Origin of the sequence: Kitasatospora sp. NPDC001309, assembly GCF_042896295.1 — a bacterium.
Taxonomy (GTDB): Bacteria; Actinomycetota; Actinomycetes; order Streptomycetales; family Streptomycetaceae; genus Kitasatospora.
The window spans coordinates 145,902-159,538 of the sequence record NZ_JBIAXC010000011.1; the positions used below are offsets into that span (position 1 = coordinate 145,902).

The following is a 13,637-nucleotide window of genomic DNA, read 5'->3' on the forward strand; positions in this document are numbered from 1 at the left end:
TCGGCCCGCACCGCGGAGGGGCGGGCGCGCAGAACCTCGAACCGTGGGCGTTCGCGGCGGGGAACGCCGAGGGGCCCGCCCCGGGCATGTGCGCGGTGCGGGCCCCTCACCACCAGGCGAGTGCCGTGGCGGGTGAACTACAGCGGGCGAATGTTCTCGGCCTGCGGGCCCTTCTGGCCCTGCGTCACGTCGAACTCGACCTTCTGGCCCTCAAGCAGCTCACGGAAGCCATTGGCGTTGATGTTCGAGTAGTGGGCGAAGACGTCCGGGCCGCCACCCTCCTGCTCGATGAAGCCGAAGCCCTTCTCCGAGTTGAACCACTTCACAGTGCCATTAGCCATTAAAAGTCTCCTTCAAGGGACTGTCCGAGAGCACGCACGGTGCGTGCTTCGAGTCACCGCATGAAGTGCCCACCGGGGAAGAGCCGGGGAACGAAAAATGCGCCTGCAAGATCAGCAGGCGCACACAAAGTTCATGGGAACCACTACTGCAACTAAGTCGACTGTAGCAGGCTGCTGCCCCCGATGGCGGTACTTTTCGGGACGACGTCGAAATCGTGACGTCGAAATGGGCCCGAACCCGTGCTGCCGCGGCGCATACTGAATGACAAATGACGAATTTTTCAGCAGGTCGCCGCCCCCTGCCCACCAGCCCCTTCAAGCCCCGGACCGAGGCGCCGCGCAAGCACTTCGCCGTCGGGGACCGGGTCACCCACGACGGGTTCGGCCTCGGCCGGGTCATCGCCGTCGAGGGTGACGGAGACATCGCGGTGCTCGTCGACTTCGGATCGCGCCAGGAGCGCATCACCCAGCCGTACACCGCGATGTTCCGGCTCTGACCCCGGCACTCCGCCCCCGACGACGGTGCCGCCGGGCCCGCCCGGTCACCCGACGTCGCGGGCGGCGCTGCCGAGCGCCTCCAGGTTCCAGGTGATGATCCGACGGGGGTGCACCCGGACGATGTCCTTGCTGAACCGGTCGGGCGCCACCGGTGGCACGTCCACGGCCAGTACGTCCGCCCGGCCCCTGATCTCGATGCCGCGCCCCCAGCCGGCGGTGACCGGGTGGTCGGCCGGAGCCATGTCGTCCACCAGCACGGACACCTCGGGACGCGCCTGGGCGTTGCGGTACTTCCGGCTGCGGGCCATCCCGGGCCCGCCGATGTCGATGGTGCCGTCCTCGTTGAGCCGGAAGCCCACCGGGCGGACCTGTGGGCTGCCGTCGGGGCCGAGGGTGGCCAGGCGGGCCAGCAGCTGGGTGGAGAGGTACGCGCGCTCCGTCGTGGTGAAGATCATGCGAATCACCGTAGGAGCTGGAGCGCCCTTGAGGTCAAGACCCCCGAAGGCCCGGGTCCGCCGGACCCCCGACCGCGGCCCGCTGCCGGCCCGGTCGTAGCCTGAGCGGCGCAAGCCCGCATCTCAACTTTCAGGGGGAAAGCATGCGTTGGCGCACCTTGGCGACCGCCGCCCTGCTCGCCGCGGTCACCGCGACGGGTCTGGGCGCGCCCGCCGCGAGCGCGGCCGGGCCGGGGGAGCCGGGAGGGCTCGTCCCCGCCGCCGACCGCGAGGTCACTTTCACCGCGGACGGCACCACGGCCTACGGCACCCTGCACGTCCCCGCCCACCGGGCCGGGCAGCGGCTGCCCGCCGCGCTGCTGCTGCCCGGCAGCGGCGCGACCGACCGCAACGGCGACGAGCCGCCCGCGCTCACCCCGGGCACCCTGGCCGCCGTCGCCGGCACCCTGGGCACGGACGGGGTGATGACCCTGCGCTTCGACAAGTACTTCACCGGTCGCACCGGCGCCGGCGCCTACCAGGGCGACCCCGGCCGGCTCGACCTGCCCGCCTTCACCCGCCAGGCGGCCGCGGCCTACACCACCCTGCGGGACCAGCCGGAGGCCGACCGGCGCGCGCTCCTGGTGGTGGGCCACAGCGAAGGCGGGCTCCAGGCGCTGCTGGTCGCCCGTACGGTCCGGCCCGCGCCGGCCGGCCTGGCGCTGCTGGCCCCGCAGGACGAGCGGTTGCTGGACCTGCTGACCGCCCAGCTCGGTGACCAGCTCGACCAGGCGGTCGCGGCCGGACAGCTCACCGAGGAGGTGGCGCGAGCGAACAAGGCGGGGGTGGCCGCCGCCGTCGCCGACTTCCGGGCGGGCCGGCCCACCGACACCGGTGCCCTGCTGCCGCCGCTGGCCGGGCTGCTGAACGCGCTGTTCGGCCCGAACAACGCCCGCTTCGTCCGCAGCGACGACGCGGTCTACCCGCCGGACGCCGCCCGGGCGGTGCGCCCCGGAACCAGGGTGACCGTCACCTGCGGCACCGCCGACACCAACGTGCCCTGCGCGACCGTGCCGCCGCTGCTCGGCGCCCTGGGCCGGGCGCACACCACCGGCCCGGGCCTGCGCACCCTGGACGGCGTGGACCACTTCCTCCACCCGGCGGGCACTCCGGTGAACGACCACGCGCTGGCCCCGGCGGTGGAGGCCGCGCTGCACGAGTTCGCCCGCCCCTGGAAGCGCTGAGCCCGGTCCGGCCGCTCGGCGGCGCCGGCCGTTCCGAGCGGCCCCGCAGGGGGTCCCCGCGGGGGGTCCCCGCGGGGGCGGGGTCAGCTCGGGCGGCTGGCGGCCAGCAGGTCGCGCAGGAGCGGCAGCAGCTCCTCCGGGTCGGCCGCCGCGAGTTCGCTGAACGCCCCGCTGGAGCGGGCCAGCACGATGCCGGCGAAGGCGGCCGCGGCGAGCTCGGCCCGCAGTTGCGGCCGGTCCACCCCCTCGGCGGTGAAGCGCTCGCGCAGCGGGTCCACCATCCGCCCGTACAGGTAGGCGCGGGAGGCCTGCTGCACCTCGGTGTTGTCGCCGGGCTGCACCGCGGCCTGGAAGGACGGGCCGGGGCCGCGCTGGGTGAGCCGCACCAGCAGGGTGCGCAGCCGTTCCTCCTCCAGCAGGTCGGCAGGGGGCTCGTTGCCGAGTTCGAGCTGGACGGTGGCCAGGTAGAGCTGGGTCTTGCCGCCGAAGTAGCGGGCGATCAACGCCGGGTCGACACCGGCCCGTTCGCCGATCTCCCGGGTGGTGGTGCGCTCGTAGCCGCGTTCGGCGAAGAGCTCCAGGGCCGCCTGGATCAGCAGTTCGCGGCTGCGGGCGGCGTCCCGGCGGCGCGGGGGCGCGGGCCCGTCGGACGGCGCGGTCACCGTTCGGTCCCCGCCCGCAGCACGGGTACCTCGCCCTCGCCGGCCACGGCGTCGGCGATGCTCTCTTCCACCATCAGCTCCTCGTCCACTCGCACCCCGTTCCGGGCGGCGGCCGCGGCACTGACCCGCGGCAGGACGATCGTAGTCAGACCGATCACCACCCAGACCGCGCAGCCGATCAGCGCGGCGTCCCGGTAGCCGCTGTCGGCGGGCAGCAGCTGCCCGGGCGCGGTGTGGGCCTGGAGCACGGCGCCGCACAGGGCGCTGCCGGTGGAGTACCCGATGGTGCGCAGCAGTTGGTTGAAGCTGACCGCGCTGCCGACCTCCTGGGCGGGCACGGCGGCGACGATCAGACCCGGCATCACGGCGAAGGTGCAGCCCACCCCGAGCCCGGCGATCCCCATCACCACCAGGTGCTCCCACAGGTGGTCGCGGGCGAAGAGGAAGGCCAGCATCGAGACGAGCGAGACGGCGCAGCCGATCGGCAGGACGAGGGCGGAGGAGGTGCGCCGGGTGAGGACGGGCACCATCTTGCTGGACAGCAGGCTGACCGCGGAGAAGGGCAGCAGGACCAGCCCGGCCACCACGACGGAGGCGCCCAGGCCGTAGCCGGTGCCGGTCGGGGTCTGGACGTAGCGGATCACCAGGGAGATCAGCAGGTACATCCCGACGCCCGCGACCAGGCCGGCCACGTCGGCGCTCAGCACCACGGGGTTGCGCAGGCTGCGCAGGTCGACCAGCGGGTGGGCGGTGCGCAGCTCGTGCCGGACCCAGGCGGCGAGCAGCAGCACCGACAGCGCGGCCACCGTCCACAGCCGGCCGGAGGCCCAGCCCCAGCTCTCGCCCTCGCTGAGCACCAGCAGCAGTCCGACCAGGGCGAGGCTGAGCAGGACGGTGCCGGGCACGTCGAGCGGCCGTCGTTCGCGGTGCTTCGCCGCGGGCAGCACCAGGACGGCGAGCAGCAGGGCGAGGCCGCTGATCACGGCGCCGAACCAGAAGCCCGCGTGGATGCCGAAGGACTGGGCGATCAGCCCGGTGATCGGGTAGCCCAGGCCGACGCCCGCCACGGTGGTGATGGACAGCAGCGCGACCGCCGAGCGGGAGGCCGCGGCGGGCAGGGCGTCCCGGGCGGTGGCGATGGCCAGCGGGGTGAGGCCGACGCCTACGCCCTGGAGCGCGCGGCCGGCGATCAGCCACCAGAAACCCAGCGGCAGCGCGGCCAGCACGCTGCCGAGCACGACCACGGCGGCGGCCGCCAGGGTGACGGTACGGCGGTCGGGCCCGTCGCCGAGGCGGCCGAGCACCGGGGTGGCGATCGCGCCGACCAGCATGGTGATGGTCAGCGACCACTGGGCCTCGGCGAGCGAGACGTGGTCGACGGCGGCGATGGTCGGGATCATCGGGGCGCCGAGGCTGCTGATCACCGCCACCACGGCGCTGAGGAACACCAGGACGGGCACCAGGGCCCGCTCACGTCGCGTCGACAGGCCCGTCGGGGTCTCCATGGACGCGCCCTCCCTTGTCATAGATCGAGCGTTCGGACCGGGGGCGGTGCGCCGCCCCCGGGCACCCCGGGGCACGGCCGGCCGAGGGATGTCACCAGCCGATGTCATCAGTTGATGTCTTCACATGATGACATGCCCGGAAGGGGTGGCGGGAGAGGGGTCCGGGCCCGAGCAGCTGTGAACCGGGCCAGGGCCGTCCGGGTGATAGCCCGGTCGGGTCCCGGGCGGCTTCACCGGGAGCGCTCCGTACGGGTGGTTGGCTGTCCGGCGGGCTGCGGCCGACCGGTCGTCGTCGGCCGAACGGACCGTCGGCGCACGCCCGTTCCCTTCCCGGTGGCAGGCGGCCGACGAGCGGCGCCCCGCTGACTCCCCGGGCGACTGGAGGTGGTCGGTGGACACGGCGCGCAACGGTGACGAACCGCCGGGGAAGCGGCCCCGACGGCCCGCCGCCGCGCTGGGCGCCCTCGCCCGGGCCGTCGGACGCGGCGGCGCCGCGGTCACCGCCCGGCTGTCCGGCGCGGCGGCGGCACTCGCCGGGCGGCTCGACCGCCTGCCCGCGCCGCCCGGACCGTTCCGGCCCCGGTTCTGGCGCAGCCCGATCCGCGGGCCGTGGCTGACCTCGGTGTTCGGGCTGGTGCTGCTGCTCGGGATCCCGGTGCTCTTCGTGACCGGAGCCCTCTCGTACGCCGCCTACAACCCCGACCTCGACCCGCTCAACGACCAGACGCCGGACAAGGGCGTGCTCGGCTTCTACCTGTTCGACTGGCCCACCAGCCCGTCCTGGCTGTACCGGCTCACCCAGGGCGTGCACGTGACCCTCGGCGTGGTCCTGGTGCCGGTCCTGCTGGCCAAGTTGTGGTCGGTGATCCCCAAGCTGTTCGAGTGGCCGCCGGTGCGCGGCGCGGCCCACGCGCTGGAGCGGCTGTCGCTGCTGATGCTGGTCGGCGGCGCCGTCTTCGAGTTCGCCACCGGCATCCTCAACATCCAGCTCCACTACGTCTTCCCGGGGTCCTTCTACACCCTGCACTTCTACGGCGCGTGGGTGTTCATCGCCGCGTTCACCGTCCACGTCGCGCTCCGGCTGGGCCGGATGGTCCGCGCCCTGCGGTCCCGCTCGCTGCTGGTCGAGCTGCGCACCGGCCGGACCGGCACCCGGCCCGAACCCCCGGACGCCGACGGGCTGGTGGCGCCCGAGCCCGCCCCGCCGACGATCGCCCGCCGAGGGGCGCTCGCGCTGGTCGGGTCCGGCTCCCTGGCGCTGCTGGTGGTGACCGCGGGGCAGAGCATCGGCGGCCGGCTGCGGGGCACCGCCCTGCTGGCGCCGCACAACCGGGACCGGGACTCGGGGCCGAACGGCTTCCAGGTCAACAAGACCGCGGCCGCCGTCGGCGTCACGGCCGCGCTGGTCGGGCCGGACTGGCGGCTGGAGCTCCACGGCAGCGGGCCCGTCCGGGTGTTCACCCGGGAGCAGCTGCTCGCCCTGCCGCAGCGCTCGGCCCGGCTGCCGATCGCCTGCGTGGAGGGCTGGTCCACCGAGGACCAGCAGTGGAGCGGACTGCCGCTCGCCGACCTCGCCGCCCTGGCCGGACTGCCCGACGCCGCGAACGTCCTGGTGGAGTCGGTCCAGCCGCCCGGCCCGTACACCTCCGTGGTGCTGCGGGGCAACCAGATCCGCGACCCCCGCTCGCTGCTCGCCCTGCGCGTCAACGGCGCCGAGCTCTCGCTCGACCACGGCTACCCCGCGCGGATCATCGTCCCGGCCAACCCCGGTGTGAACAACACCAAATGGGTCGGCCGCCTGACCTTCCGGACGGGGCGGGCATGACCGGGCCGAGGAGCCGCCGGGCGGCCTTCACCCGCTGGTACGGCGCCGGACCGCTGCACCTGCTGGCGCTGCTCGCCTCCCTCGCCCTGACCGGCTACGCCGTCGAGCGGCTGGTGACGGTCCGGCCGCTCGCGGTGGCGGTCTGGTTCGTCGGCGCCGCCGTCGCCCACGACCTGATCCTGCTCCCGCTGTACTCGCTCGCCGACCTCTCGGCCCGGTCCGTGCTGCGCCACCGCGCCGCGCCGACGCCGACCGTCGGCTGGATCAACTTTCTGAGAGTCCCGGCGTTCCTCTCCGGTCTGCTACTGCTCGTCTGGTTCCCGCTGATCCTCGACCTCTCCGCGCCCTACCCGGGCGCCACCGGGCTCTCGGAGGGCGTCTACCTCGGCCGCTGGCTCGCCGTCACCGCCGCCCTGTTCGGGGCCTCCGCCCTCGCCCTCGCCGTCACGCTGCGCCGCGCCCGGCGACGGGGCGCCCGCGACGTTCGGGAACCGTAAGGACGTGCTTCGCCCGGTCCGCCCCGATCCGTTCCTACAGTGGTCGGGACCGGACCCCCGAGGAGAGGTTGACCAACGTGACGGTACATCAGGAGAGTTCCCGGGCCGAGCTGGGCGTGATCGGCGGTTCGGGGCTGTACGCGCTGCTGGACGAAGTGGCGGAGGTGCGGGTGGAGACGCCGTACGGTCCGCCCAGCGACGCGGTGTTCGTGGGGGAGGTGGCCGGGCGCCGGGTGGCGTTCCTGCCCCGGCACGGGCGGGGCCACGGGGTGCCGCCGCATCGGATCAACTACCGGGCGAACCTGTGGGCGCTGCGCTCGCTGGGGGTGCGGCAGGTGCTGGGGCCGTGTGCGGTGGGCGGGTTGCGGGCGGAGTTCGGCCCGGGGGCGCTGGTGGTGCCGGACCAGTTCGTGGACCGGACCTCGGGGCGGGTGCAGACCTACTACGACGGGCTGCCGCTGCCGGACGGATCGGTGCCGGGGGTGGTGCACGTGTCGATGGCCGATCCGTACTGTCCGGCGGGGCGGGCCGCGGTGCTGGGGGCGGCGCGTTCGGTGGCCTGGGAGCCGGTGGACGGCGGGACGCTGGTGGTGATCGAGGGGCCGCGGTTCTCCACTCGGGCGGAGTCGCGCTGGTTCGCGGCCAACGGCTGGTCGGTGGTCGGGATGACCGGGCACCCCGAGGCCGTACTGGCCCGTGAACTCGGGCTCTGCTACAGCTCGTTGGCGCTGGTCACCGACCACGACGCGGGAGTGGGGAACGGCGAGGGCGTCACCCACGCGGAGGTGCTGGAGGTCTTCGCCGGGAACGTCGACCGGCTGCGCACCGTCCTGTTCAAGGCCCTGGAGGCCCTGCCCGCCGACCGGGAATGCCCCTGCCCGCACGCCCTGGACGGTCTGACCACCGGCCTGCCCGGTGTTCCCGGTGACTGACCGCCCGGTGCTCACCCGGACCCTGCCCTGCGCCGCCGCCCTCGCCGCCCTGGTCGCCGCCCTCGCGGGGACCGTGACCGGCGGCGGCACGCTCGCCGACCGGGCGCCGCTGTACGACTGGTACGCCCTGGACGCCGCCCTCTTCGCCCTCGCCCTGCTCCTGCTGCGGCGGGTGGAGGAGCGCCGGGTGGCACCGATCGTGCTGGCCGGGAGCGTCCTGGTCGCCGCCGTGGGGCTGCTCGCGCCGCCGCGCACCAGCGACGACGCCTACCGCTACGTGTGGGACGGGCGGGTCCAGGCCGCCGGGACCTCCCCGTACGCCCACGCCCCGGACGACCCGGCGCTGCTCCGGCTGCGCGACCCCGGCCTGTTCCCCGCCGGGGACGGCTGCACGACCTGGGACGAGCACCGGACCGCCGCCGGGGACTGCACCCGGATCAACCGGCCCGCCGTGCACACCATCTACCCGCCGGTCGCCGAGGCCTGGTTCCTCGCCGAGCACCCCTTCGGCGGCGGGGTTCGCGGCGTGCAGGTCGGCGGCGCCCTGCTGGCGGTCGCCACCACCGCCCTGCTGGCCCGGCGCGGCCGGCGGGCCGCGCTCTGGGGCTGGTGCCCGGGCGTGACGGTGTGGGCCGTCAACGACGCCCACGTCGACACCCTCGGCGCGCTGCTCATGGTGGCCGGGCTCGGCTGCGCGGCCCGCCACCGGGCCGGGCCCGCCGGCGCCCTGCTCGGAGCGGCGGTGGCGACCAAACTGCTGCCCGCACTCGCTCTGCCCGGGGCGTTCTCGGGCCTGCTCGCCCGGCGGCCCGCCAAGCGCGACCTCGTCCTGACCGCCGCGGCCCTCGGCACCTTCGCCGCGGTCTACCTCCCGTACGTCGCGGCCTCCGGCCTCGGCGTCCTGGGCTACCTGCCCGGCTACCTCCGGGAGGAGGGCTACGAGCAGGGCCACCTGGAGCGCTTCGGCCTGGTGCGGGCGCTGCTGCCGGACCGCTGGGCGCCGTGGGCGGCCGCCCTGGTGCTGGCCGCGGTGGTGCTGTGGGTGCTGCGCCGGGGCGACCCGGCCCGCCCCTGGCGCGGCGCGCTGCTGGTCACCGGGACGGCCCTGCTGCTGGTCGCGCCCAGCTACCCCTGGTACGGGCTGCTGGTGGTGGCCCTGGTCGGGCTGGACGGGCGGTGGGAGTGGCTGGCCGTCCCGGCCGCCGGGCAGGTGCTCTACCTGGTGGGCGGCGAGGACGCCCAACGCACCGCCTACGGCGCCGCGCTGGCCTGCGTGCTGGCCGTCCCGGCGCTGCGCGCCCTGGCCGGGGCCCTGTCGCTCCGGCTGGTGCGCGGGGGCGGGCCGGAGATGACGAAAGTCTGACGGGACGCCCCCGCCACTGGCCCCGGACCGCCCCGACCTGGTCGAATCGTCGCGTGGACAGTACAGACGAAGAGGACCGGGGCACCCCGGTCGGGCGCCGGGTGGTGCTCGGGCTGCTCGGCCTCGGCGCGCTCGGCGTGGCCGCCGGGCCGTTCCTCCAACGGGTGGAGTCCGGGCTGGCGGAACGCGACCCGAGCGGCCTGTCCGGGCTGCTGCCCGGCAACAACGGCTTCCGCTACTACTCGGTGGTGACCTCCGTCCCCGAGCGGACCGCCGCCGACTACACCCTCACCGTGGGCGGCCTGGTCGAGCGCCCCGCCACCCACCGGCTCGCCGACCTCCAGGCCATGCCGCAGCGGCGGCTGGTCAAAGACGTCCAGTGCGTCACCGGCTGGCGGGTGCCGGACACCCCGTTCGAAGGGGTGCCGCTGGCCCACCTGCTGGACGCCGCCGGGGTCCGGCCGGGCGCGAAGGCGGTGCGCTTCGACTGCTTCGACGGCGCGTACAGCGAGAGCCTCACCCTCGAACAGGCCCGGCGCGACGACGTGCTGGTCGCGCTGCGCCTGGAGGACAAGCCGATCAGCCACGACCACGGCGGGCCGGTGCGGCTCTACGTCGCGCCGATGTACTTCTACAAGTCCGCGAAATGGCTCTCCGGGATCACCGTCACGGACTCCGTCCAGCCGGGGTACTGGGAGGGCAACGGATACGACGTCGACGCCTGGGTCGGCCGGTCGAACGGGCGGGACGATGCACCGACGAGCTGAACTGGTCCTGCGCTTCACCCGGGCCGAGCGCTGGGTGCACCGCACCACCGCCGCGCTGATGGGCGTCTGCCTGGCCACGGCCGCCTGCCTCTACCTCGGGCCGCTGGCCGTCCTGGTCGGCAACCGGCCGCTGGTGGTCACCGTGCACGTCTGGTGCGGCCTGGCCCTGCCGGTGCCGCTGCTGCTCGGGCTCGCCTCCCGGGCGCTGCGCGCCGACTTCTCCCGGCTGAGCCGCTTCACCCCGGCGGACCGCCAGTGGCTGCGCGCCGCCCGGGCCCGGGCCGGGAGGCGCCCGGCCGGCAAGTTCAACGCCGGGCAGAAGCTGTACGCCCAGTGGACGCTCGGCTCGATGCTGGTGATCCTCGGCACCGGCCTGCTGATGTGGCTCACCCACCTCGCCCCGCCGGCCTGGCGCACCGGCGCGACCTTCGTGCACGACTGGCTGGCCGCCGCCATCGCCGTGGTGATCGCCGGGCACGTCCGGATGGCCTGGCGGGACCGCGAGTCACGCCTCGGGATGCGCACCGGCCTGGTCGAGCGCGCCTGGGCCGAGCGCGAACACCCGCAGTGGCGGCCCACCCGTCCGGAGCCGGTGCGGACGGCTGCCGGGGAACGGCAGGAGTAGCCGTCCCACCGCCGTCCCGGTAGGTGTCCCGGGGATCCCGTAGGCTCGCCCGGATGCCGTGGCGCCGGGGGTGGCGGGCGGCCCGGTCGGGTGGGGGAGCAGGCAGGTGTGGTCGGACGGTGCGCGGGCCGAGTCGGTCCTGGCGGGCGCGGCTGCCGCCTGTGACGCGCAGTTGCGGTACTGGGCCGGGCAGTTGACGGGAACGGTCGGACAGGTGGCGGCCCACCAGTTCGGCTGGTCCGGCGCCGGTGCCGGACCCGGCGCCGCGGATCCGCGGCAGGGGGGCAAGAAGGTGCGGGCGGCCCTGGCCCTGAGCTGCGCCCGGGCGGTGGGCGGGGATCCGCAGCGGGCGGTTCCCGCCGCCGTGGTGGTGGAACTGGTGCACAACCTGTCGCTGCTCTACGACGACGTGCTGGACGGCGACGCGGTCCGTCGCCACCGGGCGGCCGCGTGGGAGGTGTTCGGGCCCGCCGCCGCGACCCGGTCGGCCGACGCGCTGCTGCTGCTGGCCTTCGAGGTGCTCGGGGGCCCCGGTGCCGAGGCGGCCGGCGGTGCGCAGGCCGGCGGCGAGGCGGTGGCGGAGGCGGCGTCGAAGGCCTTGCTGGACACCCTCATCCAGCTCGCGGTGGGTGAGGGACTGGACGTGCTGTTCGAGGCGGAGCCGCGCATCGGACTGTCCGAGTGCCTGGAGATGGTGTCGGGCAAGACGGCGTCGTTGATCTCCTGTGCGTGTCGGCTGGGCGCCCTCCACGGCGGCGGGGGACCGGAACAGGTCGAGCTGCTGGCCGCGTTCGGACACGACCTGGGCATGGCGTTCCAGCTGGTGGACGACCTGCTGGGGATCTGGGGCGACGAGGCACGCACCGGCAAGCCGGTCTTCGCGGACCTGCGGGCGCGCAAGCTCTCGGTGCCGGTGGTGGCCGCGATGGCCTCGGGCACCGCGGCGGGCGAGGAGCTGGCCCGCCGCTACACCGCCCCGGCCGGTCCCGACCGGTCCGGGGAGGCGGAGCTGGCCGGCCTGGTGGAGGAGGCGGGCGGCCGCCGGTGGACGCAGGAGCGCGCGGCCGGGTACGCGGACGCGGCCCGGGACCGCCTGCGGAGCCTCGCGGAGCGCTCCGGTGCGGTGCCCGAGGCCGTCGAGGACCTCGACGCGTTGTGCGGACTGATCGTCAACCGGTCCCACTGAGGCGGGCGTCCGGCCCGTCGGGGGCGGTGGGGGCGGTGGGGGCGTCGGGGGCCGTGGGGGCGGACCAGGGCGGCGGGGTGTCGAGGATGTGCCGGCGGCCCTGCCGGAAGAGCGCGGCGTCCACCTCCTTCAGGCGGCGCAGCTCCGACGGCTCGTACAGGGCGTGCACCTCGGCCGGTTCGGCGTCGTGCCCGGCGGCCTCCAGCAGCGCGTTCGCCGCCGAGCGGCCGCTCTGGTTCGCACCCTCCATGGTGGCCAGGTTCACCGGGCAGCGGACGAAGTCCCCGGACATGAACAGGTTCACCGCGGCCGTCCGCGCCTGCGGGCGCAGCGCCCAGGAACCGGTGGTGTTGATCAGCAGGGCCTCGTCGTTGGTGGCGGGCCCGGGGCCGTCGAGGTTCTTGACGGCCGGGTCCAGGTACCAGGAGTGGAGCAGGCCGTCGTGGAGGGTCCGCCGACGGCCGTCGTTCAGGGCGTCGGCGAGCTGGGCCCAGACCTCGGCGGCGACCTCGGCCCGGGTGCACTCACGGGCCGGTTTGCCGTGGAGGATGCCGGGGGTGTCCCAGGAGGAGATGTCCACCGACAAGCAGTCGGCCACCGTCCCGTCGCCGTAGGTCGCGGCGAAGTCGGTGTCCCAGAACTGCGCCTGGCTGATGGAGGTCAGGGCCCACGGGGAGTCCTGGTAGATGACGTGCCCACGGGTGATCGGGGTGGGTTCGGTGAGGTAGAACTGCAGGCCGACCATCCAGTCGGTACGCAGGTCCGCCGTCCGTTTCAGCTCCGGGTCGGCCTCGGCCAGGCCGCGTGCCAGCAGCGCCCCGATCCGGTCGACGGGGAGAGCGCACACGTACCAGTCGGCGTCCGCCTCCCGCCGCCGCCCTCCCGGACCGCGCAGCACCGCGCCCGCCACGGTGCGGCCCCGTACCGTCAGGCCCTCCACCCGCCAGCCGAGTTCCAGCCGCACCCCCAGCCGCGCCAGGTGCCGGACCCACGGGTCGATCCAGGCGGTGCTGGTCGGGCCGTTCAGGACCCGGTCGGCGGCCTGGGCCCCGCCCCGGCCGAGGAAGCCGTAGCCGAAGGCCTCCAGGAACCCGCCGACGGTGTGGGCGCTGCACTCCTCCGCCCTCGCCGCCACCACCGTGCGGGTCGCCCCCACGACGCACACCTTCCGGTACTCCTCGGAGGCGCCGTCGGCGGCGGTGAAGTCCCACCAGGACGTCTGCTCCCACTGCCCCAGCCGCCGCTGCGCGCTGCTGGTCATGTAGACCAGCATCCGGTTGGCGAAGTAGAGCAGTTCCTCGTTCAGTTCGCCCTCGGCGCCCAGTTTCATGCCCCGGGCCCGCAGGATCTGCAGCGGGGTCCGCGGGCCGGCGGACAGGGAGACGTCGGCGACCGTCTCCCCGACCCGTCCCGACCGGGCGGACAGCATCTCCGGAGCCTCCCGGAGGTTGCCCTCGACGCCCGAGGGCGAGCCCTGGAGCGGGATCCGCCGCATCGTGTCCGGCAGACTCCGGTAGAAGCCGGGGAAGAACCGGAACCCGTGTTCGCTGGGCAGGTCGAGCCGGCCGCCGCAGCCCGTCCCGGGGACCGAGGCGCTCCGCGCCTTCCCGCCCCACCCGGAGGGCTCCACCACGGTGACCTCGAAGCCGCGCTCCGCCAGCTCCATGGCCGCCGTCAGGCCCGCCACCCCGCCGCCCAGCACCATGACCGTCCGGCCCGAACGCCCTGCCACCCCGCACCCCGTCCCGGCCCTACGGC

The 13,637-nt window shown here is 74.9% G+C and carries 14 protein-coding genes; 9 read left to right on the forward strand and 5 right to left on the reverse strand.

Annotation, left to right across the window (positions count from 1 at the left end):
* Positions 1-137: 137 nt before the first annotated feature.
* Positions 138-341, reverse strand: coding sequence for a cold-shock protein (locus ACFY2K_RS14420; RefSeq protein ID WP_045694210.1), 204 nt, complete (start codon positions 339-341; stop codon positions 138-140).
* A gap of 269 nt (positions 342-610) precedes the next feature.
* Between ACFY2K_RS14420 and ACFY2K_RS14425 the strand changes: the two genes are divergently transcribed.
* Positions 611-838: a hypothetical protein gene (locus tag ACFY2K_RS14425; protein ID WP_380400328.1), complete on the forward strand. Its 228-nt coding sequence runs from the start codon at positions 611-613 to the stop codon at positions 836-838.
* 45 nt (positions 839-883) lie between these two features.
* Here ACFY2K_RS14425 and ACFY2K_RS14430 read toward each other — a convergent pair whose 3' ends face one another.
* Entirely contained in the window at positions 884-1,294 is a 411-nt protein-coding gene (locus ACFY2K_RS14430; protein WP_387711544.1) for a PPOX class F420-dependent oxidoreductase, read from the reverse strand.
* Positions 1,295-1,437: 143 nt separating this feature from the next.
* On the opposite strand from ACFY2K_RS14430, the gene ACFY2K_RS14435 reads away from it, so the two are divergent.
* The gene (locus tag ACFY2K_RS14435; protein WP_387711546.1) at positions 1,438-2,517 is read left to right on the forward strand and encodes an alpha/beta hydrolase; all 1,080 of its coding nucleotides are present in this window, start codon (positions 1,438-1,440) and stop codon (positions 2,515-2,517) included.
* Between the two features lie 83 nt (positions 2,518-2,600).
* Here ACFY2K_RS14435 and ACFY2K_RS14440 read toward each other — a convergent pair whose 3' ends face one another.
* Positions 2,601-3,179 (reverse strand): helix-turn-helix domain-containing protein, encoded by a 579-nt coding sequence (locus ACFY2K_RS14440; RefSeq protein ID WP_380522981.1) that lies wholly within the window; start codon positions 3,177-3,179, stop codon positions 2,601-2,603.
* The gene (locus ACFY2K_RS14445) at positions 3,176-4,684 is read right to left on the reverse strand and encodes an MFS transporter (RefSeq protein WP_387711548.1); all 1,509 of its coding nucleotides are present in this window, start codon (positions 4,682-4,684) and stop codon (positions 3,176-3,178) included. Before ACFY2K_RS14445 ends, ACFY2K_RS14440 begins: the two co-directional genes overlap by 4 nt.
* A gap of 508 nt (positions 4,685-5,192) precedes the next feature.
* Here ACFY2K_RS14445 and ACFY2K_RS14450 point away from each other — a divergent pair.
* From ACFY2K_RS14450 to ACFY2K_RS14480, 7 genes are all read left to right on the forward strand, one after another.
* A complete protein-coding gene (locus tag ACFY2K_RS14450) occupies positions 5,193-6,509 on the forward strand; it encodes a molybdopterin-dependent oxidoreductase (RefSeq protein ID WP_380523006.1) in 1,317 nt (438 codons plus the stop codon).
* The gene (locus ACFY2K_RS14455; RefSeq protein WP_380641598.1) at positions 6,506-7,006 is read left to right on the forward strand and encodes a hypothetical protein; all 501 of its coding nucleotides are present in this window, start codon (positions 6,506-6,508) and stop codon (positions 7,004-7,006) included. Before ACFY2K_RS14450 ends, ACFY2K_RS14455 begins: the two co-directional genes overlap by 4 nt.
* A 77-nt stretch (positions 7,007-7,083) precedes the next feature.
* A complete protein-coding gene (locus ACFY2K_RS14460; RefSeq protein WP_380641596.1) occupies positions 7,084-7,938 on the forward strand; it encodes an S-methyl-5'-thioadenosine phosphorylase in 855 nt (284 codons plus the stop codon).
* Positions 7,931-9,301 carry a glycosyltransferase 87 family protein gene (locus ACFY2K_RS14465; protein WP_387711551.1) on the forward strand — a complete coding sequence of 457 codons (1,371 nt, stop codon included), beginning with the start codon at positions 7,931-7,933 and terminating at the stop codon, positions 9,299-9,301. Before ACFY2K_RS14460 ends, ACFY2K_RS14465 begins: the two co-directional genes overlap by 8 nt.
* 53 nt (positions 9,302-9,354) lie before the next feature.
* Positions 9,355-10,068, forward strand: a complete 714-nt coding sequence (locus ACFY2K_RS14470) for a molybdopterin-dependent oxidoreductase (protein ID WP_380591486.1) — start codon at positions 9,355-9,357, stop codon at positions 10,066-10,068.
* Positions 10,052-10,693 (forward strand): cytochrome b/b6 domain-containing protein, encoded by a 642-nt coding sequence (locus ACFY2K_RS14475; protein ID WP_380522986.1) that lies wholly within the window; start codon positions 10,052-10,054, stop codon positions 10,691-10,693. Before ACFY2K_RS14470 ends, ACFY2K_RS14475 begins: the two co-directional genes overlap by 17 nt.
* A gap of 106 nt (positions 10,694-10,799) precedes the next feature.
* Positions 10,800-11,879 carry a polyprenyl synthetase family protein gene (locus tag ACFY2K_RS14480; protein ID WP_387711553.1) on the forward strand — a complete coding sequence of 360 codons (1,080 nt, stop codon included), beginning with the start codon at positions 10,800-10,802 and terminating at the stop codon, positions 11,877-11,879.
* Here the strand turns inward: ACFY2K_RS14480 and ACFY2K_RS14485 are convergent.
* The gene (locus ACFY2K_RS14485; RefSeq protein ID WP_387711555.1) at positions 11,863-13,611 is read right to left on the reverse strand and encodes an FAD-dependent oxidoreductase; all 1,749 of its coding nucleotides are present in this window, start codon (positions 13,609-13,611) and stop codon (positions 11,863-11,865) included. The genes ACFY2K_RS14480 and ACFY2K_RS14485 overlap by 17 nt on opposite strands.
* Positions 13,612-13,637: the final 26 nt, after the last annotated feature.